This is a genomic window from Fundidesulfovibrio butyratiphilus (genome assembly GCF_054657235.1).
The window spans coordinates 523,391-542,192 of sequence record NZ_BAAHXA010000001.1 but is presented as its reverse complement, the minus strand read 5'-3'; the positions used below and the strand labels follow the sequence as shown (position 1 = coordinate 542,192).

Annotated in this window: 23 protein-coding genes; 17 read left to right on the top strand and 6 right to left on the bottom strand. The window is 62.2% G+C overall.

Annotated elements, in window-relative coordinates; translation table 11 throughout:
* Nucleotides 1-164 precede the first annotated feature (164 nt).
* The 12 genes from ACYQ01_RS02770 to ACYQ01_RS02715 all read left to right on the top strand — a co-directional run bounded on the left by ACYQ01_RS02770 (nt 165) and on the right by ACYQ01_RS02715 (nt 7,904).
* Nucleotides 165-977: a hypothetical protein gene (locus tag ACYQ01_RS02770; protein WP_459932309.1), complete on the top strand. Its 813-nt coding sequence runs from the start codon at nt 165-167 to the stop codon at nt 975-977.
* A gap of 13 nt (nt 978-990) precedes the next feature.
* The gene (locus ACYQ01_RS02765) at nt 991-1,659 is read left to right on the top strand and encodes an HAD family hydrolase (RefSeq protein ID WP_459932308.1); all 669 of its coding nucleotides are present in this window, start codon (nt 991-993) and stop codon (nt 1,657-1,659) included.
* A gap of 90 nt (nt 1,660-1,749) precedes the next feature.
* Complete coding sequence (locus ACYQ01_RS02760) at nt 1,750-2,061, top strand: YggT family protein (RefSeq protein WP_459932307.1); 312 nt, start codon at nt 1,750-1,752, stop codon at nt 2,059-2,061.
* Nucleotides 2,062-2,077: 16 nt separating this feature from the next.
* Complete coding sequence (locus ACYQ01_RS02755; RefSeq protein ID WP_459932306.1) at nt 2,078-2,623, top strand: DivIVA domain-containing protein; 546 nt, start codon at nt 2,078-2,080, stop codon at nt 2,621-2,623.
* Nucleotides 2,620-2,946 carry a DUF167 domain-containing protein gene (locus ACYQ01_RS02750; protein WP_459932305.1) on the top strand — a complete coding sequence of 109 codons (327 nt, stop codon included), beginning with the start codon at nt 2,620-2,622 and terminating at the stop codon, nt 2,944-2,946. The genes ACYQ01_RS02755 and ACYQ01_RS02750 overlap by 4 nt, the downstream gene beginning before the upstream one ends.
* Before the next feature lie 16 nt (nt 2,947-2,962).
* Nucleotides 2,963-3,196 carry a DUF465 domain-containing protein gene (locus ACYQ01_RS02745; RefSeq protein WP_459932304.1) on the top strand — a complete coding sequence of 78 codons (234 nt, stop codon included), beginning with the start codon at nt 2,963-2,965 and terminating at the stop codon, nt 3,194-3,196.
* A gap of 3 nt (nt 3,197-3,199) precedes the next feature.
* Nucleotides 3,200-4,900: a biosynthetic-type acetolactate synthase large subunit gene (ilvB, locus tag ACYQ01_RS02740; RefSeq protein WP_459932303.1), complete on the top strand. Its 1,701-nt coding sequence runs from the start codon at nt 3,200-3,202 to the stop codon at nt 4,898-4,900.
* Between the two features lie 11 nt (nt 4,901-4,911).
* A complete protein-coding gene (gene ilvN / locus ACYQ01_RS02735; RefSeq protein WP_459932302.1) occupies nt 4,912-5,391 on the top strand; it encodes an acetolactate synthase small subunit in 480 nt (159 codons plus the stop codon).
* Between the two features lie 132 nt (nt 5,392-5,523).
* Nucleotides 5,524-6,516 (top strand): ketol-acid reductoisomerase, encoded by a 993-nt coding sequence (gene ilvC, locus ACYQ01_RS02730; RefSeq protein ID WP_459932301.1) that lies wholly within the window; start codon nt 5,524-5,526, stop codon nt 6,514-6,516.
* A 136-nt stretch (nt 6,517-6,652) separates the two neighbouring features.
* Nucleotides 6,653-7,072, top strand: coding sequence for a hypothetical protein (locus tag ACYQ01_RS02725; protein ID WP_459932300.1), 420 nt, complete (start codon nt 6,653-6,655; stop codon nt 7,070-7,072).
* The gene (locus ACYQ01_RS02720; protein ID WP_459932299.1) at nt 7,069-7,464 is read left to right on the top strand and encodes a bacteriohemerythrin; all 396 of its coding nucleotides are present in this window, start codon (nt 7,069-7,071) and stop codon (nt 7,462-7,464) included. Before ACYQ01_RS02725 ends, ACYQ01_RS02720 begins: the two co-directional genes overlap by 4 nt.
* A 182-nt stretch (nt 7,465-7,646) precedes the next feature.
* Nucleotides 7,647-7,904, top strand: a complete 258-nt coding sequence (locus ACYQ01_RS02715) for a hypothetical protein (protein ID WP_459932298.1) — start codon at nt 7,647-7,649, stop codon at nt 7,902-7,904.
* 361 nt (nt 7,905-8,265) lie between these two features.
* On the opposite strand, the gene ACYQ01_RS02710 is transcribed toward ACYQ01_RS02715, so the two are convergent.
* Nucleotides 8,266-9,300, bottom strand: a complete 1,035-nt coding sequence (locus ACYQ01_RS02710; protein ID WP_459932297.1) for a P1 family peptidase — start codon at nt 9,298-9,300, stop codon at nt 8,266-8,268.
* A gap of 248 nt (nt 9,301-9,548) precedes the next feature.
* On the opposite strand from ACYQ01_RS02710, the gene ACYQ01_RS02705 reads away from it, so the two are divergent.
* The 5 genes from ACYQ01_RS02705 to ACYQ01_RS02685 all read left to right on the top strand — a co-directional run bounded on the left by ACYQ01_RS02705 (nt 9,549) and on the right by ACYQ01_RS02685 (nt 15,669).
* Nucleotides 9,549-9,797 (top strand): hypothetical protein, encoded by a 249-nt coding sequence (locus ACYQ01_RS02705; protein WP_459932296.1) that lies wholly within the window; start codon nt 9,549-9,551, stop codon nt 9,795-9,797.
* A 548-nt stretch (nt 9,798-10,345) separates the two neighbouring features.
* A complete protein-coding gene (locus tag ACYQ01_RS02700; protein WP_459932295.1) occupies nt 10,346-10,606 on the top strand; it encodes a hypothetical protein in 261 nt (86 codons plus the stop codon).
* A gap of 290 nt (nt 10,607-10,896) precedes the next feature.
* Nucleotides 10,897-11,943 carry a hypothetical protein gene (locus ACYQ01_RS02695; RefSeq protein WP_459932294.1) on the top strand — a complete coding sequence of 349 codons (1,047 nt, stop codon included), beginning with the start codon at nt 10,897-10,899 and terminating at the stop codon, nt 11,941-11,943.
* 3 nt (nt 11,944-11,946) lie between these two features.
* Nucleotides 11,947-14,586, top strand: coding sequence for a cytochrome C (locus tag ACYQ01_RS02690; RefSeq protein WP_459932293.1), 2,640 nt, complete (start codon nt 11,947-11,949; stop codon nt 14,584-14,586).
* A gap of 156 nt (nt 14,587-14,742) precedes the next feature.
* Nucleotides 14,743-15,669: an alpha/beta hydrolase gene (locus tag ACYQ01_RS02685; RefSeq protein ID WP_459932292.1), complete on the top strand. Its 927-nt coding sequence runs from the start codon at nt 14,743-14,745 to the stop codon at nt 15,667-15,669.
* 107 nt (nt 15,670-15,776) lie between these two features.
* Here the strand turns inward: ACYQ01_RS02685 and ACYQ01_RS02680 are convergent, their stop codons facing one another.
* The 5 genes from ACYQ01_RS02680 to ACYQ01_RS02660 all read right to left on the bottom strand — a co-directional run bounded on the left by ACYQ01_RS02680 (nt 15,777) and on the right by ACYQ01_RS02660 (nt 18,766).
* Complete coding sequence (locus ACYQ01_RS02680; protein WP_459932291.1) at nt 15,777-16,514, bottom strand: protein phosphatase CheZ; 738 nt, start codon at nt 16,512-16,514, stop codon at nt 15,777-15,779.
* Nucleotides 16,515-16,523: 9 nt separating this feature from the next.
* Nucleotides 16,524-17,054: a PilZ domain-containing protein gene (locus ACYQ01_RS02675; protein WP_459932290.1), complete on the bottom strand. Its 531-nt coding sequence runs from the start codon at nt 17,052-17,054 to the stop codon at nt 16,524-16,526.
* 168 nt (nt 17,055-17,222) lie between these two features.
* A complete protein-coding gene (locus ACYQ01_RS02670) occupies nt 17,223-17,660 on the bottom strand; it encodes an NIL domain-containing protein (protein ID WP_459932289.1) in 438 nt (145 codons plus the stop codon).
* 15 nt (nt 17,661-17,675) lie between these two features.
* The gene (gene ybgF, locus ACYQ01_RS02665) at nt 17,676-18,548 is read right to left on the bottom strand and encodes a tol-pal system protein YbgF (protein WP_459932288.1); all 873 of its coding nucleotides are present in this window, start codon (nt 18,546-18,548) and stop codon (nt 17,676-17,678) included.
* Nucleotides 18,545-18,766 (bottom strand): PLDc N-terminal domain-containing protein, encoded by a 222-nt coding sequence (locus tag ACYQ01_RS02660; protein ID WP_459932287.1) that lies wholly within the window; start codon nt 18,764-18,766, stop codon nt 18,545-18,547. Before ACYQ01_RS02660 ends, ybgF begins: the two co-directional genes overlap by 4 nt.
* Nucleotides 18,767-18,802 lie beyond the last annotated feature (36 nt).

Below are 18,802 nucleotides of genomic sequence, written 5' to 3'. Positions count from 1 at the left end.
GGCGGCCAAGAAACGTGTTGTCATGCCGGCCCGCGGGGTGCTACCAATTTGTTGGAGGGTTGCGAGCACTCTTGCCAGGATGTTTGCCTGCTCAAGATGCCTCGCTGTCCAGGGCAATGCCCGAACTACGTCCTGCAACGAACGAAACCGCGGGGATAGCCCGGGTGCCACAAGATTTCCAAGTCGACGACGCCTTTGTGTTGCTTTGTGTTCCCACATTACGGCCTAGACAGGACCTGGACCGGTTCGCGCCCAGCTTGCGCTTTCTCGATCCGGGCCTCAAGGGACCAACCGGTCCGTACTACCGCCCGGACGACCTGCCTTTAAACGAGGACCAGGTGGCCGCGCTGATGGCCCGTTACGCCATGCTGGCCCGCGAGGTACGCTCTCCCGGAGAGTTGGACGGCTTGCGCCAGGGCGTATACGACGACTTCCACGCGAACACGTCGTTCGCCATCCGCGATCAGTTGGCCAAAGCCGCCTCCGGGGACGACGAGCGGGCCGAAGCCCTGCGCCAAGCCCGTATCCGCGCCCAGACCCTGGTCTGTCTGTCCCTGACCCTCGAAGAGGAAGCCGCCGCCCTGAACGCGTTGACGGCCAAACTCGACGCCCAGTGGCAGGCCTTTGAAAAAAGCCTGGACCTGGGCGACGAAACCCTGGCCGAAGCGTTGGGCGAAGTGGATCCTCCCCTGGGCGGAGTGAATCCCGTGGCCTTGTCCGGCGCGGGGCCGAACGTCCCGGCGTCCACCGTGGTGGAGGCGGTCTTGGCGCTTGTGCCGCCTGAAGTGGGACTTTTTAGCGACGACGCTGAATTGCGGGCGGCCTGGGAGGAGTTCGGGGCCGAGTTTTTGCCCTGCGACAGCCCCGGTCTGCTCAAGGCCCGCGTCCCGGGCTTTCGTTTGGCCCTGTCTCGGCGCGCCTCTTCCGATAGACCCTGGCTGGACGCCCCCCGCGACGTCTACGTACCCAAAGACTAGCGAGGAAGCCCCAATGGTTCAGACTTCCCCCCTGGCCGATTCGGAACCCTTTCAGGGTCTCAAGGGCCTTATTTTCGACTGCGACGGCGTGATGGTGAATTCGCTGGACGCCAACCGCATGTACTACAATCGCATCCGCGAGCACCTGGGCATGCTTTCCATGACTCCCGAAGAAGAAGAGTACGTGCACATGCACGCGGTGCTGGAGTCCATTGCCCATATCGTGCCGCGCGACCGTTTGGCCGAAGCCGAGGCCTTTCGCAAGACCATCCCCTATCGGGACATGCTCGAATATACGTTCCTCGAACCCGGATTGGAGCATTGTCTCACGGACTTGCGGGATCACGGCTATCTGTTGGCGGTCAACACCAATCGCACGGACTCCATGGAGGCCCTGCTCGAGGAATTCGAACTGACGAAGTTCTTTTTCCCCGTGATCACCTCCGCCAAGGTGAGCCACCCCAAGCCCAATCCCGAAGGGGTGAGCAAGATCCTGCGCGCCTGGGACGTGCGTCGCCAGGAGGTGGCCTATCTGGGCGACTCGTCCCTGGACGAGCGCACCGCCCGTGCGGCCGGGGTGCGCTTCTGGGCGTACAAGAATCCGAAATTGAGCGCCCAGGTGCACGTGACGGATTTCGACAGCCTGCGGCTCTGTCTGCAAAAGGCCCGCCAGCCGGGATGATCCGGGCAAAAAGCGCTTGCTTCGCCCTGGGGCTTGTGACAATCTGGCGATGCTATCAACGTATGGATAACGCAGGCTTAGTGAGGTCTTATGCCTTTGTTTTCTTCCCTGTTCGGCGCCTTGATGGGCATAGTCGGCATCGTCTTGAACCTGTACTTTTGGGTAGTTATTGTGGCCACCCTGCTCACTTGGGTGCGCCCTGACCCGTACAATCCCATTGTGCGTTTTTTGCGCGCCATCACGGAACCCGTTTTCTACCGCGTGCGCAGGCTTATGCCCTTTGTCATGATCGGAGGATTCGACCTTTCTCCCATCGTGGTGTTGTTGCTCATTCAATTCGTGCAGATGTTTTTGACCTATTTCACCGGCGCCATGATTGGCCGGACCATGATCATGCATTAGGTATTGCGGGGGGCGCGTGACGATCTCCAAGATCGATTTGCTCAACAAGCGACTGGGCCGCTGCATGCGCGGGTACTGCCCGGAAGAGGTGGACCTGCTCATTCACGAGGTGGCCGAGGCCCTTGGCGAGGCGGCGGACGAGAACAGAAGACTTCTCGAACGTCTGGCCGAGCTTGATCGCGCCATGCAGGCCGCGGCCGGGGAGCGCTCCCCTTCGGCCCAGGCTTTGGCGGCCGGACGCAGAATCGTGGAGGAACTCCAGGAGGGCGCGCGGCGCGAGGCCAGGCAGGTCGTGGAGGATGCCAGGGCGCAAGCCGAACGCATTCTCACCGACGCCAATCTGCTCAAGGTCAAGGTGCTCGAAGAGACGGCCGGATTGCGGGCCCAGAAGGCCGCTTTGGAAAAGGCCTTGCGAGACGTGATCGAAGCGCATTTTCGGCTGCTCGAATCCGCAAGCCCCGCCGAATACGCCCAGGACGAAAGTCGAGATTTCATCTTCGCGGAAGGCCTGGGCGACATGCGGGGCGGCGGACAGTCCGGCGGACAGGGGAGGGGAACGTGAGCGGTGAGACCCCTCCCATTTACGTTCAGGCCGCGAAAAACGGCGACTGGCTCATGCAGGTGTGGGTCCAGCCCGGGGCCAAGGCCGACGAGGCCGCCCAGGTGCAAGACGGCAGGCTCAAAGTGCGCCTTCGCGCGCCCGCCGTGGAAAACAAGGCCAACCAAGCCTTGATTGTATTTTTGGCGAAGCTGCTCGGGGTGTCCAAGTCCAACCTGGAGTTGACTTCCGGGCAGTCCAGCCGCAAGAAAACCGTTCGCGTGCGGCCCGGCGGACATCCGGCCTGGCCTTTTCGCGACGCTTCGCCAACAGATTTCAACCGCTAAGTAAGGAGCGAAGGCCATGGAGCAGCGCGATAAGGAGCTCATTGTCAAGTATCTCGATGAGGACGCCGAACTCAAGGTCCTTCTGGACGAACATAAGAATTTCGAGAAGCTCATCGAGAAACTGGAAAGCAAGCCCTATCTCAACCCCACCGAAGACAAGGAAGTCAAGGAGCTCAAGAAGAAAAAGCTTGCCGGCAAGACTCGTATCGAAACTATCCTGGCTAATTACCGCAAAATGGAGGCTAAGTAGGACATGGAAATGACTGGGGCCCAAATCCTCCTCGAGTCGCTCAAGCGCGAGGGGGTAGACGTCATCTTCGGCTTTCCTGGTGGAGCAGTGATCGATATTTACGATCAGATCCCCCAGTATCCCTCCCTCAAACACGTGTTGGTGCGTCATGAACAGGGCGCTATCCACATGGCCGACGGCTACGCCCGGGCCACCGGACGGGTAGGGGTATGCCTGGTAACGTCCGGCCCCGGCGCGACCAACACCGTTACCGGCATCGCCACGGCCTACATGGATTCGATTCCGGTGGTCATTTTCACCGGTCAGGTGCCCACCGCCCTCATCGGCAACGACGCCTTTCAGGAAGTGGACATCGTGGGCATCACCCGTCCGTGCACCAAGCACAACTTCCTGGTGAAGGATGTCAGCACCCTGGCCAAGACCATCAAGGAAGCCTTCTATCTGGCCCGCTCGGGCAGGCCCGGCCCCGTGTTGGTGGACCTGCCCAAGGACGTGCAGCAGGCGCTCACGACCTACAGCTATCCCAAAAAGGTGACCACCCGCGGCTACAACCCGCACTACGAGCCCAATGCCAAACAGGTGCACAAGGTGGCCGAGATGCTGGCCGAGGCCAAACAGCCCCTGATCTACGCCGGGGGCGGCGTCGTCAGCTCCCAGGCCGCGACGGAGCTCACATGGCTGGCCAAGAGCTTCGACATTCCGGTCACGGCCACGCTGATGGGCCTGGGATGCTTCCCCGGCGACAACCCGCTGTGGCTGGGCATGCTGGGCATGCATGGCACGTATACGGCCAACTACGCCATGGCCAACGCGGACCTTATTCTGGCTGTGGGCGCGCGCTTCGATGACCGGGTGACCGGCAAGGTGAGCGAATTCGCCCGGCAGGCCACCATGGTCCATATCGACATCGACCCCACGTCGATCCAGAAAAACGTGCGCGTGGACGTGCCCATCGTGGCCGACTGCCGTCAGTTCCTGGCCGCGTTGCGCGAAGAGTTGACCCCCAGGGCCGAATCCCGCGAAGGCTTTGCCGACACCTCCAAATGGCTCGAACAACTGGGCAAATGGACTAGCGAGCATCCGCTGGAGTACAGGCCCGCCGCCAAGGACGGACCGCTCAAGCCCCAGGCCGTGATCGAGGCCGTGCAGAAGCTCACCAAGGGCGACGCCATCGTGGCCACCGAAGTGGGACAGCATCAGATGTGGGTGGCCCAGTTCTACAAGTTCAAGCACCCGCGCACGCTGCTCAGCTCGGGCGGACTCGGCACCATGGGCTACGGATTCCCGGCGTCCCTGGGCGCACAGGCGGCCTTTCCCGACAAGCTGGTCATCAACTTTGCCGGCGATGGTTCCATTCAGATGAACATCCAGGAGTTGGCCACGGCGGTGTGCTACAACCTGCCGGTGAAGGTCATCATCCTGAACAACGGCTACCTGGGCATGGTGCGCCAGTGGCAGGAGCTCTTCTACGGCCGCAACTACTGCAGCACCTGCCTGGACGTGGCGCCCGACTTCGTGAAGCTGGCCGACGCCTACGGAGCGGCGGGCTTTCGCATCCAGAAGGCGGAAGAGCTTGAACCGACGCTCAAGAAGGCCTTCGAGACTCCAAGGCCCTGCATCATCGACGTGGTGGTGGACCCTGAGGAGAACGTCTATCCCATGGTTCCAGCCGGAAAACCCATCACCGAAATGCTGCTCGTCTAAGGAGGACAAACGTGCGCCATCTTCTCTCCGTACTCGTCGAGAACGAACCCGGCGTGTTGTCGCGGGTGTCCGGGCTCTTCAGCGGCAGGGGATTCAACATCGAAACGTTGAACGTGGCCCCTACTCTCGAAGAGGGGCTCTCGATCATGACCATAACCACCTCGGGCGATGATCAGATCATCGAACAGATCATCAAACAGCTGCGCAAGCTGGTGACCGTGCTCAAAGTGGTGGACCTCTCCGAGATCAAAAGCGTCGAACGCGAAATGATTCTCATCAAGGTCAACGCTGAGGACGGAAAACGCGCCGAGATTTTGCGTATCGTGGACGTCTTCCGCTGCAAGGTCGTCGACGTGGGCTTCGACGAGTTGACCATCGAGGTGACGGGCACCCAGGACAAGCTGAACGCCCTGATCAACCTCCTGACTCGCTTCGGCATCAAGGAAGTGGCCCGGACAGGCGCCGTGGCCCTGCGCAGGAGCATGCAATAGACTAGCGCGCCTGATCGAGGGCGCGTGCGTAAGAACGATATACCACGGTGGCCCTGGGGCCGGGCTTCGGCCCGCTCCGGGGCCATCCGTTCGCCGGACGGACGCCCGCCCGGAATTCCAAAAGGAGCTCACATGAAGATTTTCTACGATCAGGATGCCGACCTCGGTCTGCTCAAAGACAAAACCGTGGCCATCATCGGCTACGGCTCCCAGGGCCATGCCCACGCCCAGAACCTGCGCGATTCCGGCGTGAAGGTCATCATCGGTCAGCGCCCTGGCGGACCCAACTGGAAGCTGGCCAAGGAGCACGGCTTCGAGCCCATGAGCGCCGATGAGGCCGCCGCCAAGGCCGACATCATCATGATCCTCACCCAGGATCAGCTTCAGGCCGACATCTACCACAAGCAGGTGCTGCCCGGCCTCAAGGCCGGCAAGGCCCTGGCTTTCGGACACGGTTTCAACATCCACTTCAACCAGATCATTCCCCCGGCCGACGTGGACGTCATCATGATCGCCCCCAAGGGACCCGGCCACATGGTGCGCCGCGTCTACACCGAAGGCTCGGGCGTGCCCTGCCTGGTGGCCGTCAATCAGGACGCCTCGGGCCAGGCCCTGCAGGTGGCCCTGGCCTATGCCAAGGGCATCGGCGGCACCCGCTCCGGCGTGCTGCAGACCACCTTCCGCGAAGAGACCGAGACCGACCTCTTCGGCGAGCAGGCCGTTCTGTGCGGTGGCGCGTGCGAACTCATGAAGGCCGGTTTCGAGACGCTGGTGAACGCCGGCTACCAGCCCGAGATCGCCTATTTCGAGTGCCTGCATGAGCTCAAGCTCATCGTCGACCTCATCTACGAGGGCGGCATGGCCAAGATGCGGTACTCCATCTCCGATACCGCCGAATACGGCGACTACACCCGCGGTCCCCGCATCGTCACCGAGGAGACCCGCAAGGAGATGAAGAAAATCCTGCACGAAATCCAGACCGGCCAGTTCGCCAAGGAGTTCATCCTGGAGAACAAGGCCGGCGGCCGGGCGAATTTCCTGGCCCTGCGCCGCATTAACGCCGAGCACCAGGTCGAACAGGTGGGCGCCAAGCTGCGCGGCATGATGAGCTGGCTGAAAAAATAGTTCCTTTTCCCAAAACAATACGGGCCGGCCTTCTAGACGGATGGCCGGCCTTTTTTTATTGTCAGCCCGTTACGTCCATCCGGCGGGAGGAGTGTTGCAAAACGTGAGTCATCGTCGAGTTCGGGGGCTCCCCTCAATGTGGTTGTTGCGTCGCCTCGTCGCCGCGCTGCTCATCAGCGCGATTCTGGCCGGTCAGGCCTTTGCCCAGGACAGACGCGACGGCCATTACTGGCGCAACGTGCCCGAATCGGAAAAGCTCGACCTCATCCTGGGCATCTTCGACGGCATGCTCCTGACCGAGAGCATCGTGCAGACGGTGCTCAAACGCGACTACACCCTGTGCACCGATCTGATCGAAAGCATCATGCGCCAGACCGACAGTTACATGGCCGATCTTTCCGTCACGCAGATCGCCCAGCGGTTGGACGAGTTTTACGAAGATCCGGTCAACCGCAACATTCCCATTTTCTGGAGTGTGTGGGTTGTGGCCCGGCAGAGCAAGAACGACAAGACCGTCAACAAGCTTATCCGCGAGTTGCGCAAGGCCTACAAATGACCGCACTCAACGTCCGGTGGACGTCGACATTGGAAGTCGGCGAGCCCGATATCGACGAGCAGCATCAGATGCTCTTCCAGATGATTCTCGATCTGGAGGAAAAAATTGAGGGCAAGCAGTTCGAACAGGGCGCGCTCGACGCGCTTCAAGGCATGCGGATCTATGCGGCCACCCACTTCGCGCACGAAGAGGAGTTGATGGCCTTGGGCAAATTTTCCGATCTGCCCCGCCACAAAAGTATGCATGCCGAGTTCATCGGGGAAATCGACCAACTGGAAAAAGACGCCCGGCAAAGCGGGGAGTGGGCTTCCCTGGACGTTTTCGCCTATTTGGTGGCCTGGCTCTCCGAACACATCCTGCAGGAAGACACCGACTTTTTCCGTCGATCCTAGCGCTCCGCCTCCTGGTTTCCCGGCGTCATGTCACGCTGCCTGCACCCTGCCGTTCGTTCTCCCGCGTGCCGTTTTCGCACCGCTTCGCCATGTTGCGCAGGGCTCGCCTTACCGGATTCTTTCGCCCGGCGTGGATGATCGCCCCGTTCTCCCTCGTATCATGGGATAACAAGGGGCACGATATGGAAAGAAACGAAATCGAAACGATGCGCCAAGCCACGATGACCTACTATCGCGGCGAAAGCGTCCGTCTGGAGCGTCAGGCCCTCGAAACCCTGCGCCTGGCCGGACGATGCCTGGAATGGGCCGAAAACATTCGCTTTTTGCCAGATGACGGCGTGATGCACGTCTACGATGTCATGGAACGCGGCAAGCGCCGCCAAGCCCGGGACATGGCCCGCATGGCCCTGGAAACCGCTCTGGACGAGGCGAACACCTAGTGTGACGGCCACGAAACGAGTGGACGCTTGTTTTGTGGATACTTCCTGGAACGTATTGTTTTTCTTCTTGAAAAGCACAGGCATGTTTTTCAAGGACGCCGCACGGGAGCGCCAAGACCGTTCACGCGCAGGTCGCTCGGAGAGGGTCGCGGTAGGACCCTCTCCGCACGCCTGTTCGACCAGACCGCACCGGTCGGCCTTTGCGAAGTCCGTGAAGTGAATGTCCGAGGCGAGGGCGCGGGGGTCGGGTGCTTCCGCGGATGCCGCGTCCTGAAACGGCCTGTCCCCGTGCGCCCCGTCTCCCCGCATTCCGTGGACGCCGCATCCGGGCGTCCCTGGTTTCTCGCCCGGCGCTGTCGTCTCAGCGGGGCGGCAAGTCCCGGAAGGCCGTCGCTCCGGTTAGGCTCGAAGCGCGGAGCACGCCGAGCGCGACCGCCCGGCTGAAACAGTCCGCCGCCGCGCGTCCCACTTCGTTGAGTCCACTCGCCCAGGGCACGGGAAAGGCTCCGTCGGCTTCGGGCAGGGAAACCTCACCCGTTGCCAGGCAGAAGATGGTATCGCCGTCGAACATGGTATGCGCCGGGCGAATAGCCCTGGCGAGGCCGTCCTGGGCCATTTGGGCCACTTTTTTGGCCTGGGCCTTGGTCAACTTGGCGTTGGTGGCCACCACGCCGATGGTGGTGTTGCGTCCGGCCTGGGCAACGGGCGAGCCGGGAAGGCGCACGGCCCGGTCCGCCAGGTCGCCGAGTTCGCCGTCCACTTGGAGCCGGGCTTCCCAGAGACGTCCGTCGGCAGGGTTCACCACCTCACCCAAGGAATTGACCGCCGCCAAGGCCGCCACAATCAGGCCTCCGGGCAGGGTTTCGCTGGCTGAGCCCAGGCCCCCCTTTATTGAGCCCGCGCGCGCCCCGGTTCCGGCCCCGACGTTTCCCAAGGGGACGGGGTCGGCGTTGGCCGATGCGCAGGCCGAATAGCCCCACTCCGGCCCCACGGGCGGGACAAAGGCTGGGCCTCGTCCCAGATCGAAAAGACAGGCTCCCGGAACGATGGGGGCCACGTGTCCGGCCTCCAGCGGAAAGCCCAGCCCCTTTTCGGCCAGCCACCGCACCACGCCGTCGGCGGCGCTCAGTCCGTGGACCGATCCTCCGGCCAGCAGGATGGCCTGCACCTTTTCCACCAGGTTGAGAGGATCGAGCAGGTCGGTTTCCCGGGTTCCGGGAGCGGAGCCGCGTACGTCCACGCCAGCCACGGCTCCCTTTGGACACAGGATTACGGTCACGCCGCTGACGTCGGCAAGCGCGGTATGATGGCCGACCAGCAGGCCGGTCACGTCGGTCAAGGAATTGTTCGGTCCCGACCCGGCGGTCCGGGCGGGCGCGGGGATGATGTCGGACATGGAACGTCTCTCCTTTGCCTGTCTGTGCCGTCCACGCGCCGTGTTTGGCAAGAGGCGGCGGGCGCCTTTTCGGGGGGAATCGTCGTGCTGTCGGACTCAGAGGAGTTCGACAAGAATGAAACCTGGACGGGTTTCAGGCCAACGAGTGACAAATCTGTAGTCAACACCTTGAAAACACAAAGAATGATGCATTTTCCGCAGGAGTGGGGTAGAGGTGGACGCAATACATTCTTACCAAGGAGAAGCCTATGACCAAGGCGACATGGGAAAAAGTGTTCGAGTATGCTTCCATGCCCGTGCATGGAACCCTTTCGCGCAAGTTGCGGAAAGGACTCTGCATTCAGATTGGCGAGGGCAAGGTGTACGAGCAGGCGACCCTGTTTTTGGGGGAAGAATTTTTGCGCATTACGGAAAAAAATGGAAAGGTACAGATAAATACCTACTACGACTGGGAAAAGATAACGAGCGTGCGCACCTTGGGCGAAACGGAAGACTGACGTCTTTGCAGGCGCCTCGGGCCAATTTGCCTGAGCGCGCATTTTTTGGAAGGAATTCAGGCCGTTTTCTCGTACGAGAAAACGGCCTTTCCTGTCTTGGTTCCGTGCGCATGGCCTTCGAGCCCATGCGATGGCGCTGAAACCGGACGGCGGCGCGGGGGCTCGGCTCGGGAAGGGGTCGTGAAACGCAAAGCTTCCTGGGGAGCAAGCATTGCGTGTTGTCCTTTTCCTGTAAGGAATTATATGCACTTACCGCATTGAGTTTTGTTTTTTCAAACTTATTTTCTTTTGTTGATACAGATAAAGGAATGCCTATCCTGACAAACACGCGCACTCCCGTCAGCGCGGTCTTTTCCTCCGCGCGGCGGGTGCTTTACTCCTGTTCGCAACGTCTTGTATTCCTTTGGCGCGTGCTGATTCGGTTTACGCTTTCTGTACGGTGTTTCGGTTCCTTTGTACGCGAAATTGTGTCAAACAACTAATACTTATAACTTGATATTCTAGGTGATGGTTGGTATGCTCCTTTCGATGAACATTCGGGGGGAATGATGATTACCGCAAGAGACGCCACCTGTATCGAGAGATTGGCTCCAGTAGCCCAGTTGTTGGAGTTGATGGGACAGTACTCCCACGAGGGAGTGCGTTCATCGGACGTGTATTCGTCCATGGCCAAGGATGTCTGGCGAGTCTACCTGTATCTCAGCGCCAGATTCAGCGACGAAATGATGGGCGGCGCATTTGAAACCCATGATGAGGACTATTTTCGGGAAATGAAATCGCGGGTGGAAAAGTCAGTGGACGAGATATGAGCGTAGCCTGTCGCATGGCGAAACGGTTGGGCTGACCGGCATGCCGGAACGCCGTTCCGGTTCGAAGCCGCTGGCCAACAAAAGTCTGCTCCCCGAGAGGCGGCGTTCACCGCAAACGGTATTTGACTGTATTTCCAGCCATATCCATTTCAGTCGGAACAATTGACAATCGCTCGCCGCTCGGCCAGAAAATGCAATCGAGAGCCTTTCGTCGAGCGATTTTTGAAAGCCGCCGGGGGGACGGAATGCGATCCTGAAACGTCTCGGCAGGGGAGACCATGATGAACGCCATGAGCCTTGTTCCCGCGGGGGAAGCCATTCCGACGCCCTGGGGATGGTTCGAAGCCTTGTCGCTTCTCACTTTTTCCCTGCATCTTCTGCTCGTCAACGCGGTTCTTGGCGGAGCCTGCGTTGTCCTGGCCAGCCGTTTCCGGGGCCTGGCCCGGGCGGACGATCTGTCCGGGGGCCTGCCGACCGCCATGGGGCTGGCGGTCAACCTGGGAGTACCGCCCTTGTTGTTTCTCCAGGTGCTTTACGGACGGTTTCTCTATCCGACCAGCGTGCTCACGGCCTGGTTTTGGGTGAGCGTGGCCGGGTTGGCCATGGCCGCGTATTTTCTGCTCTACGCCAACGCCTGGCGGGTGAAACGTCGGGCTCCCCGTTCGAGCGTCGCCCTGGTCGTGGCCTGCGTCCTGTTGCTGGCCGTGAGCTTCATCATGACCAACGTGATGACCCTCATGATAGCTCCCCAGGCCTGGACGCGCTATTTCGACAATCCCGGCGGCTGGCTGCTCAATCTGAGCGATCCCACCTTCGCGCCCAGGTGGTTGCATTTCCTGCTGGCCTCCGTGGCCGTGGGCGGGCTTGTTGCGGCCTTGTTCAACGTTGGAGCCTGCGGGGCCAGCGACCCCTCGGCAGGCGAAAGGCGCGCGTTCGGCATGCGGTGGTTCACGCACGCCAGTCTGGCGCAACTGGCCGTGGGCGCGTGGTTTCTCGTGTCCCTGCCGCGTGAGGCGATGCTTCTCTTCATGGGCCGCTCCGGTGCGCATACCGCCGTGTTCCTCCTCGCGTTGGCCGGTGTGGGGCTCCTGCTTTGGTTCGCCTTTCACGCCAGGGCGATGGCCACGGCCGTCACACTCGCGCCGGTGACTCTCCTCATGGTCGGACTGCGCGAGATGGTGAAGGCGGCCTGCGTGACCCGGGATTTTTCCCCGGACCGGTTGGAGGTCACCGGCCAGTACGGTCCCATGGTCTGGTTTTTCCTCAGCCTGGGCGTCAGCCTGTGGCTCATGGCCTATACGGTGAGACTCTATCGCAAGGCCCGGGGAGGACGCTAGACCATGAACTATCCCGTTTGGCAACTCGGTTACGCCGGCGGAGGACTGCTCATCGCGTGGGTGGCCACCCTGCATGTGTTCGTGGCCCATTTCGCCGTGGGCGGCGGACTGTTTCTCGTCCTGACCGAGTTGGCCGCCCGTCGTCGGCGGAGCCCGGCCCTGGTCGCGTACGTGAAGGCCCATACCCGGTTCTTTCTCGTTTTGACCATGGTGTTCGGCGCGCTCTCCGGGGTGGGCATCTGGTTGGTCATCTCGGCCCTTTCGCCTGGGGCCGCATCCACGCTCATCCACAATTTCGTCTGGGGCTGGGCCACGGAATGGGTGTTCTTTCTCGGAGAGGTTGTAGCCCTCCTGGTCTACCACTACGGTTTCGACACAATGGACCCGCGCGACCACATGCGGGTGGGATGGATCTACGCCTTGTTCGCCTGGCTCTCGCTTGTGGTCATCACGGGCATCATCGGCGTCATGCTCACTCCGGGACGTTGGTTGGAAACCCGCGACTTTTGGGACGGCTTCTTCAGTCCAAGCTTCTGGCCGGCCGTGGCCATTCGCACCGGCTTCGCGACCATGCTGGCCGGGGTGTTCGGGTTCCTGACCGCCGTGCGCGTGACGGACGAACCGGCCAGGCGGTTCGTCAGGCGTCGCTGCGCTGCCTGGGCCGCCTTGTCCGTCCCGCTGATTCTGCTTTTCGGCTGGTGGTACCTGAAGAGTCTTGGGCCTGGACAGTACGACTTCATTGTCGGACGCTCGGCCGAGATCACCCCGTACTTCCGGGCCATGCCCTTCCTGGGGGGAGGAGTGCTGCTTCTGGCCCTGGCGCTGGGCCTGGTTGGGAATCTGCCGAAGGGCGCGGGCGCCATCTTGTCCGGGGTTTTGGTTCTGACGGCATTGGGCTTTCTGGGCGGGTTCGAGTTTATTCGCGAGGCCGGGCGCAAGCCCTGGCTCATCCCGGGGCATACCTGGGCCAACGGGGTGCGTCCGGATCAGGTTTCGGACCGTCAGGCTCCGTTTTTGCCCGGGACCGCCTGGGCCAGAAACAAGACCGTGACCCCGGCCAACCTGCTGGATGCCGGACGGGAACTCTTTGCCTTCCAATGCCTGTCCTGCCACAGTGTGGGCGGGCCCATGAACGACATCCGGCGTCGCACCGCCCCTCTCGGGGTGGTCGGCATCACGGCCTATTTGACGGGGCAGGGCAAGCTGTTTTCCTCCATGCCGCCCTTTCTGGGAAGCGCGGACGAACGGCTCGCCCTGGCCTCGTATTTGACCGCCACGGTGAACGGCAAATCCCTGGAGCCGGCTCCTCCCGTGGTCGTCAAGCCACTGCAGGACTCGGCGTCGCCTTTCGACCCGGACACGGATCAGTACGTGCTTCTGGCCTGGAACACCTTGGGGATGAAGTGCATTTCCGACTGTGACGGTTTCTTCTCCCTGTTGCCGCCGGGCAATGCGCTGGAAGCGGTGCTCATCCGCCGCGATCCGCTTCCCCAGATGGTCAGTCAGGACGTGAGCTTGACCTACGAGGCCCAGCCGGGTTTTTCCCAGCCGGCCCGGCAGGTGGCCTTCTGGAAGCACGCCAAGTCCCTGGTGGGCAAGGATTTGCCGGAAAACGTTTCCCCCGTCGGTCGTAAAACCAGCGGGGCCATGGCCTTCAACGCCTCGTCCAAGGTCTTCGAAGCCGTGGGCATACCGGTGGTCCCGTACACCGACTCGGGCGAGGTCAATCCCTATCCGCTCTTTACCGTGGTGGCCCGGGACGCCTCCGGCAAGGAATTGGCCCGCACCCAGGCCGTGGCTCCGGTGAGTTCGGAGATGGGCTGCCACACCTGCCACGGAGGAACCTGGCGGGTGGGGGGCGTCACCGGGCTTTCCGACGCCACGGCCCAGGGCGTGCTGGCCGTGCACGACCGGCGCAACAAGACCGATCTCGTGGCCCGGGCCAAGGCGGGGGGACCGGTACTCTGCCAGAGTTGCCATCCCGATCCGTTGCTGAACGCCACGGGTCGTGGCGAGCTTCTCAATCTGCCGGCGGCCATTCACGGATTTCACGCCAACTACCTGGGCGGACTCGGGGACGACGCGTGCGCTTCATGCCATCCCGACAGTCCCACGGGGGTCACGCGCTGTCTGCGCGACAACCACGCGGCCAAGGGGCTGGGGTGTTCGCGCTGCCACGGGTTTCTGGAAGACCACGCCCTGTCGCTGTTGAACGCGGAAAAGGCGGCCGGAAAGCCCTCCGCGTCCTGGCTGATGGCCAATCTCGCTCCCCGCCTGGTCAAGGACGCGGCCTCCGTCGCGCCGCGCCAGCCCTGGCGGCAGGAGCCCGACTGCATGACCTGCCACAAGGACTACCAACTCCCGGACCTCAAGGCGTCCTCCGCGTTCAATGCCTGGACCTCGGGGCCGGACGGGCTTTACCGCAACCGCAAGGAAGAAACCGGCAACGTGCCCTGCGCGGCCTGCCACGGCGCGCCGCACGCCACCTATCCGGCGCATAACGCCTACGGGGCCAACCGCGATACCCTCCAGCCCTTGCAGTACATGGGGACGCCCGGCGTCCTGGGTTCGAAGAAGCGTTGTGACGTGTGCCATACCATGGAGATGGAGGGCGACGTCCACCATGCGAACATCGTGCGATAGGCACGGCCGTGGGGCGCGTCGGGAGAAGACGGCGAGGGGGATGGACGATGTCGCGGCGGGCGACGGCAACGCAAAAAATGGGGTCAGGCGGTGATCGGCGTAAAGATTTGGAGTGGCGGACGGTGTGGGAACACGGGCGAACGGGCAGGGGGCCTCGTGAAACGGGCGGAAAAGGACGAAAGCTGGGGGCCGAGGCGGCTTTTGGGCTGCGCCCGGCGCGTTTGCCGGCAAGTGTCCGCGCGCCTGGCGTTGGTTCTGGTTCTTCTGGTGTTCGTCGTATGCGCCTGTTCCACCGCGCGTCCGCCCGAACAGGCCCGTGACATGGCCTACGAGATGGCGGCCTCGGCCGGCATGTCTGCCCTGACCCTGGACGATGCGGGTTTCGCCCTGGCGGCCTTTCTCAAGAACGGCCCAGGAGAGGACCTGATTGTCTACATCGAAGGCGACGGGCACGCTTGGGCCAACCGGCGCACCCCGTCCGCCGACCCCACCCCGCGCGAGCTTCTGGTGCTGCGACTGGCCGCGCTGGACCCGGCCTCCAAGGTGCTGTACCTGGCCCGCCCCTGCCAGTTCAACCGGGGCGGCCCGGCCGGATGTTCACCCGAGCTCTGGACCAATGCGCGCTACAGCCAGACCGTGGTGTCCTCGCTCAATCGCGCGCTCGACCAGGCCAAGTCCCTTGCCGGGGCGACCCGGCTGCATCTGGTGGGATATTCCGGCGGTGGCGCGCTGGCCGTGCTTGTGGCGGCGCAGCGAGGGGATGTCGCGGACATCCTCACCGTGGCCGCCAATCTCGACACCCTGGCCTGGACCGCCCATCACGGCATCTCGCCGCTTGCCGGCTCGCTCAACCCGGCGGACAAGGCGCGCCGGGTGGAGGCCATTCCCCAGACGCACCTGTGCGGCAACCAGGATCAGGTCGTGCCGCCTTTTCTCTGTCAGCGCTACCTGGCGCGCATGGGGCGGCCTTCGACGGCTCGCTGTCTGGTGATGAACGGAGTGAACCACACCCAAGGCCTGGAGTCCCGCTGGACCGAGCTCCTGGCCGCTCATAGGCGTTTTGTCGAGGAAGGGACGCATTGAATCGGGTCCTGCGGCGCCCCCGTCAGACGCCCCGGACGATCACGCCCGGAAAAGCGTGATCGAACAGGAAATAGGCAACTGCCCGCGGCGGGCCTCCAACTCCGGGCTCACAGACCGAGCTGAGCCAGAAGGTCGTCCACGGTCCCCTGGGAAACGCCCTCCTGGGGGCCCTTGAGTTCGCTGATTTTTTCTTCGGCTTCGGCTTCGATCTGGTCCAGATCCTTTTCGGGCGTTTCGTTGTGGGCTTTGATCTTGAGGCCGGTGGAAAGATAGAGGTCGAGCACGATCTGTTCGACGTTCTTGATGGCCCCGATGATGCGCTTGATGCGCTGTCCCGTCAGGTCCTGAAAGGACAACGTGGTCATGATGGTCATCAGGTCTTCGTTGAGCAGGTCGCTTTGGGCGCGCAGGTCGGAAAGCTGCTCCTTGGTGACCCCGCCGGACTTGAGGCTGTGCAGGATCTTGTTGACCTTGGCCTGCATGTCCAACTGCTTTTCCACGATATCCATGATTTCGCCGGTGGCGGCCTCGGTGGTGGAGAGAATCTGGTCCAACTGGCTGGCCGCTTCGCTGAAGAGCTGGTCGGCGCGTTTTTTTTCTTTGGTCATGTCGGAGGAGCTTTCGTCCTGGCGGGCGGAAGACAACTCTTTGTAGATCGACTGCAGGCCTTGGCGCATGTCTTCGTTTATGCGCTTGTAGAATTCACTTTGAAGAAGCGATCGCGTCAGGGATTTGGAAAGTTCCTGCTCCACTGCCTGGGTGATGCTTTGTTTGAGCGTCTCGGTCATTTCGCTCACGATCTTTTCCATCACCTGATCCCACAGGGCGTCCTTGGCTGGGGTCATCGGCTTACCTCACGACCATTTTTTGCAGCGCAGTTCGTCGCGCTGGGTTTGAAAAACGAACTGGACAATGGATTCCAGGTCCCTGTCGCGTATCTTGACAAAATCCAGAGCCCAAACGACCTGGCCTTCCGGAGTCGTCTCCATGCGCACCACCTTGGCCACGGCCGAGGCCATGCGCACGGGCAACTGGGTGAGCACGATCACCACTTCCACGTGCTCGTTTTCCTCGAACCGCTCCTCGCAGACGAGCTTGACCCCGGCCCCGGAGATTTCCAACACCTCGGCCGTAAAGGGAAAGTCTTCCTGCATGGTGTCGTAGGAATGCAGACCGATGAGCAGATCGAGCTTGCGGTCCAGATTCATGAGGGCGTCGACCAGGGCTTCGGCCAGGCCGGCGTTTTTGAGCTCGGACGAAGTGACCGAGGAACTCGTGATGGGAGCCTCGCGAAAAACCTGGGGCAGGGTCGGAGAAACCTGGCGGCGAAGCCGGGCGCGAAGCCGGGTGGGTATGCGCAGAAAGGTGCGCTGTTCGTCGTTCACGGGCCACCTCCGACGGGGCTGGTGTCGTGTCAGCGAGGACGGACCAATCCAGCCGCAAGACGCATGGCTTCGCGGCGGTCCCGAAGAACGCCGTGGACGCGCCTTGCGGCAAGGGGCGCGGGGGGGCGTCGTCGGAAAAGGCGTCCGTAGTCCGGGGCGTCGGTCGTCCTAGAGGACGCCGTTTTCCAGCATGGTCTCCATGGCCTTGACCGGGCAGAGTTTCACGCACAGGCCGCAGGCCGTGCACTTGGCGGAATCGAAGCGCACCTTCCAGGTCGTCCGGTCCAGCTTGAGCGCTCCCGGCTGGCACAGGGCCGTACACACGCCGCAGTGCATGCAGGCTTCTTCGTCCCGGCGCACCTTCTGGGCCACCGGGGAGGTCTTTACCCCGTGGGAGGACAGGAACCGTTGCGCCTCGACCCAGGACTGTTCGCGTCCCTTGATTTCCAGGATCATCTCCCCGATCTGGCGGGGGTTGATGTGGGCTTTCAAGATGTTGAAGCACAGATCGTGCAGCCGGATCAGGTCGCACACGATGGGCTTGCCCGATGTTTCGGGTGGAAAGGTCAAGTGCGCGATAATGCGCACTTCTTTTTCGTCAGGCATGATCGTTCCTAAGGCTTATAAGAAGGTTTTCGCCCGCTTGGCTTCGGCGGAATCGGGATATTTCTTGATCAGATCGTGGTACACGATGCGGGCCGCGTCTTTTTTGCCCAGCTTCGAAAAGGCCATGCCCTGCTTGAGCATGGCCGAGGGGGCCTTGTTGCTCTTGGGAAATTTTTCGATGACTTCCTGGTAGTTGAGAACGGCCTGGGGCATGTCGTTTTTGGCGAAGTAGCACTCGCCCCGCCAGAAGTAGGCGTTGGAAGCCAGGCTGTGCTTGGGGTAGGCCTTGGCCAGATCGCCCCACAGGGTGGCGGCCTGGTCGTAGTTCTTGGCCTGGTAGGCCTGCATGGCCTTGCCGTAGATGGCTTCGGCCGCGTCGGCCTGGGGCGCCGCCGGGGCGGGGGCCGGTTTGGCCGGAGCCTGTTGGGCCTGCGGGGCGGGAGCCTGGGCGGCCGGGGCCTGCCCGGCGGGAGCGCCCTGCGGGGCCGCCGGAGCCTGCCCGGGAGCCGGAGCGCCCTGCTGGGCCGCAGCCTGTTGGCCGTCGACTTCCAGGCCCAACTGCGAGGCCATCTGGCGCTGGTTGGCTTCCAGCTTGGCGATGCGGCGCGAAAGTTCGGCCAGGCTGGTGCTGCCCCCGGAACCGTCGCCTTCGGTGAGGGCCCGGATCTGGCTGTTCAGCTCTTCCGTTTCAACGCTTTGGCGCTGGACTTGGCTTTTCAGACCGTCCACCTCGGCCACAAGATTGGCCTGGGCCTGGACCTCGGGCGGAATGGGTTTGCCCTTGATCTGGGAGTCCGAGCGTCCCGACGGCCCGGAATCCATGGAGCCGCATCCGGTCAGACCGGTCAGGCAGGCCAGGAGCAACACGGAGACGAAACGAGTTTTCATACCGCTTTTATTCCTCTTTTGGCGCCAACCAGAAAATAGACGACTCCGCCCAGGACCGGCACGAATACGGCCAGGCAGAGCCAGACCATTTTTTCCTGGAGCGTGGGGAAGTTTCTGTAAAAGGCGTGGTAGATGGCCGCGAAATTGAAAAAAGCGAAAAAAACCACCAGGCCCAGCAGCCAGGCGGGATAGGAGCTAAGCAGTGCAGTGATGCTCATAATCCGTTCCCCGTAGCCCTGTGCGTGGCAAATGGC

Coding starts and splice junctions, on each gene's coding strand:
- ilvB (WP_459932303.1), top strand. CDS start 3,200: ATGGAAATGACTGGGGCCCAAATCCTCCTCGAGTCGCTCAAGCGCGAG.
- ACYQ01_RS02705 (WP_459932296.1), top strand. CDS start 9,549: ATGACCAAGGCGACATGGGAAAAAGTGTTCGAGTATGCTTCCATGCCC.
- ACYQ01_RS02670 (WP_459932289.1), bottom strand. CDS start 17,660: ATGCCTGACGAAAAAGAAGTGCGCATTATCGCGCACTTGACCTTTCCA.
- ACYQ01_RS02710 (WP_459932297.1), bottom strand. CDS start 9,300: ATGTCCGACATCATCCCCGCGCCCGCCCGGACCGCCGGGTCGGGACCG.
- ACYQ01_RS02720 (WP_459932299.1), top strand. CDS start 7,069: ATGACCGCACTCAACGTCCGGTGGACGTCGACATTGGAAGTCGGCGAG.
- ACYQ01_RS02760 (WP_459932307.1), top strand. CDS start 1,750: ATGCCTTTGTTTTCTTCCCTGTTCGGCGCCTTGATGGGCATAGTCGGC.
- ybgF (WP_459932288.1), bottom strand. CDS start 18,548: ATGAAAACTCGTTTCGTCTCCGTGTTGCTCCTGGCCTGCCTGACCGGT.
- ACYQ01_RS02700 (WP_459932295.1), top strand. CDS start 10,346: ATGATTACCGCAAGAGACGCCACCTGTATCGAGAGATTGGCTCCAGTA.
- ACYQ01_RS02725 (WP_459932300.1), top strand. CDS start 6,653: ATGTGGTTGTTGCGTCGCCTCGTCGCCGCGCTGCTCATCAGCGCGATT.
- ilvC (WP_459932301.1), top strand. CDS start 5,524: ATGAAGATTTTCTACGATCAGGATGCCGACCTCGGTCTGCTCAAAGAC.
- ACYQ01_RS02690 (WP_459932293.1), top strand. CDS start 11,947: ATGAACTATCCCGTTTGGCAACTCGGTTACGCCGGCGGAGGACTGCTC.
- ACYQ01_RS02680 (WP_459932291.1), bottom strand. CDS start 16,514: ATGACCCCAGCCAAGGACGCCCTGTGGGATCAGGTGATGGAAAAGATC.
- ACYQ01_RS02765 (WP_459932308.1), top strand. CDS start 991: ATGGTTCAGACTTCCCCCCTGGCCGATTCGGAACCCTTTCAGGGTCTC.
- ACYQ01_RS02695 (WP_459932294.1), top strand. CDS start 10,897: ATGAGCCTTGTTCCCGCGGGGGAAGCCATTCCGACGCCCTGGGGATGG.
- ACYQ01_RS02745 (WP_459932304.1), top strand. CDS start 2,963: ATGGAGCAGCGCGATAAGGAGCTCATTGTCAAGTATCTCGATGAGGAC.
- ACYQ01_RS02715 (WP_459932298.1), top strand. CDS start 7,647: ATGGAAAGAAACGAAATCGAAACGATGCGCCAAGCCACGATGACCTAC.
- ACYQ01_RS02660 (WP_459932287.1), bottom strand. CDS start 18,766: ATGAGCATCACTGCACTGCTTAGCTCCTATCCCGCCTGGCTGCTGGGC.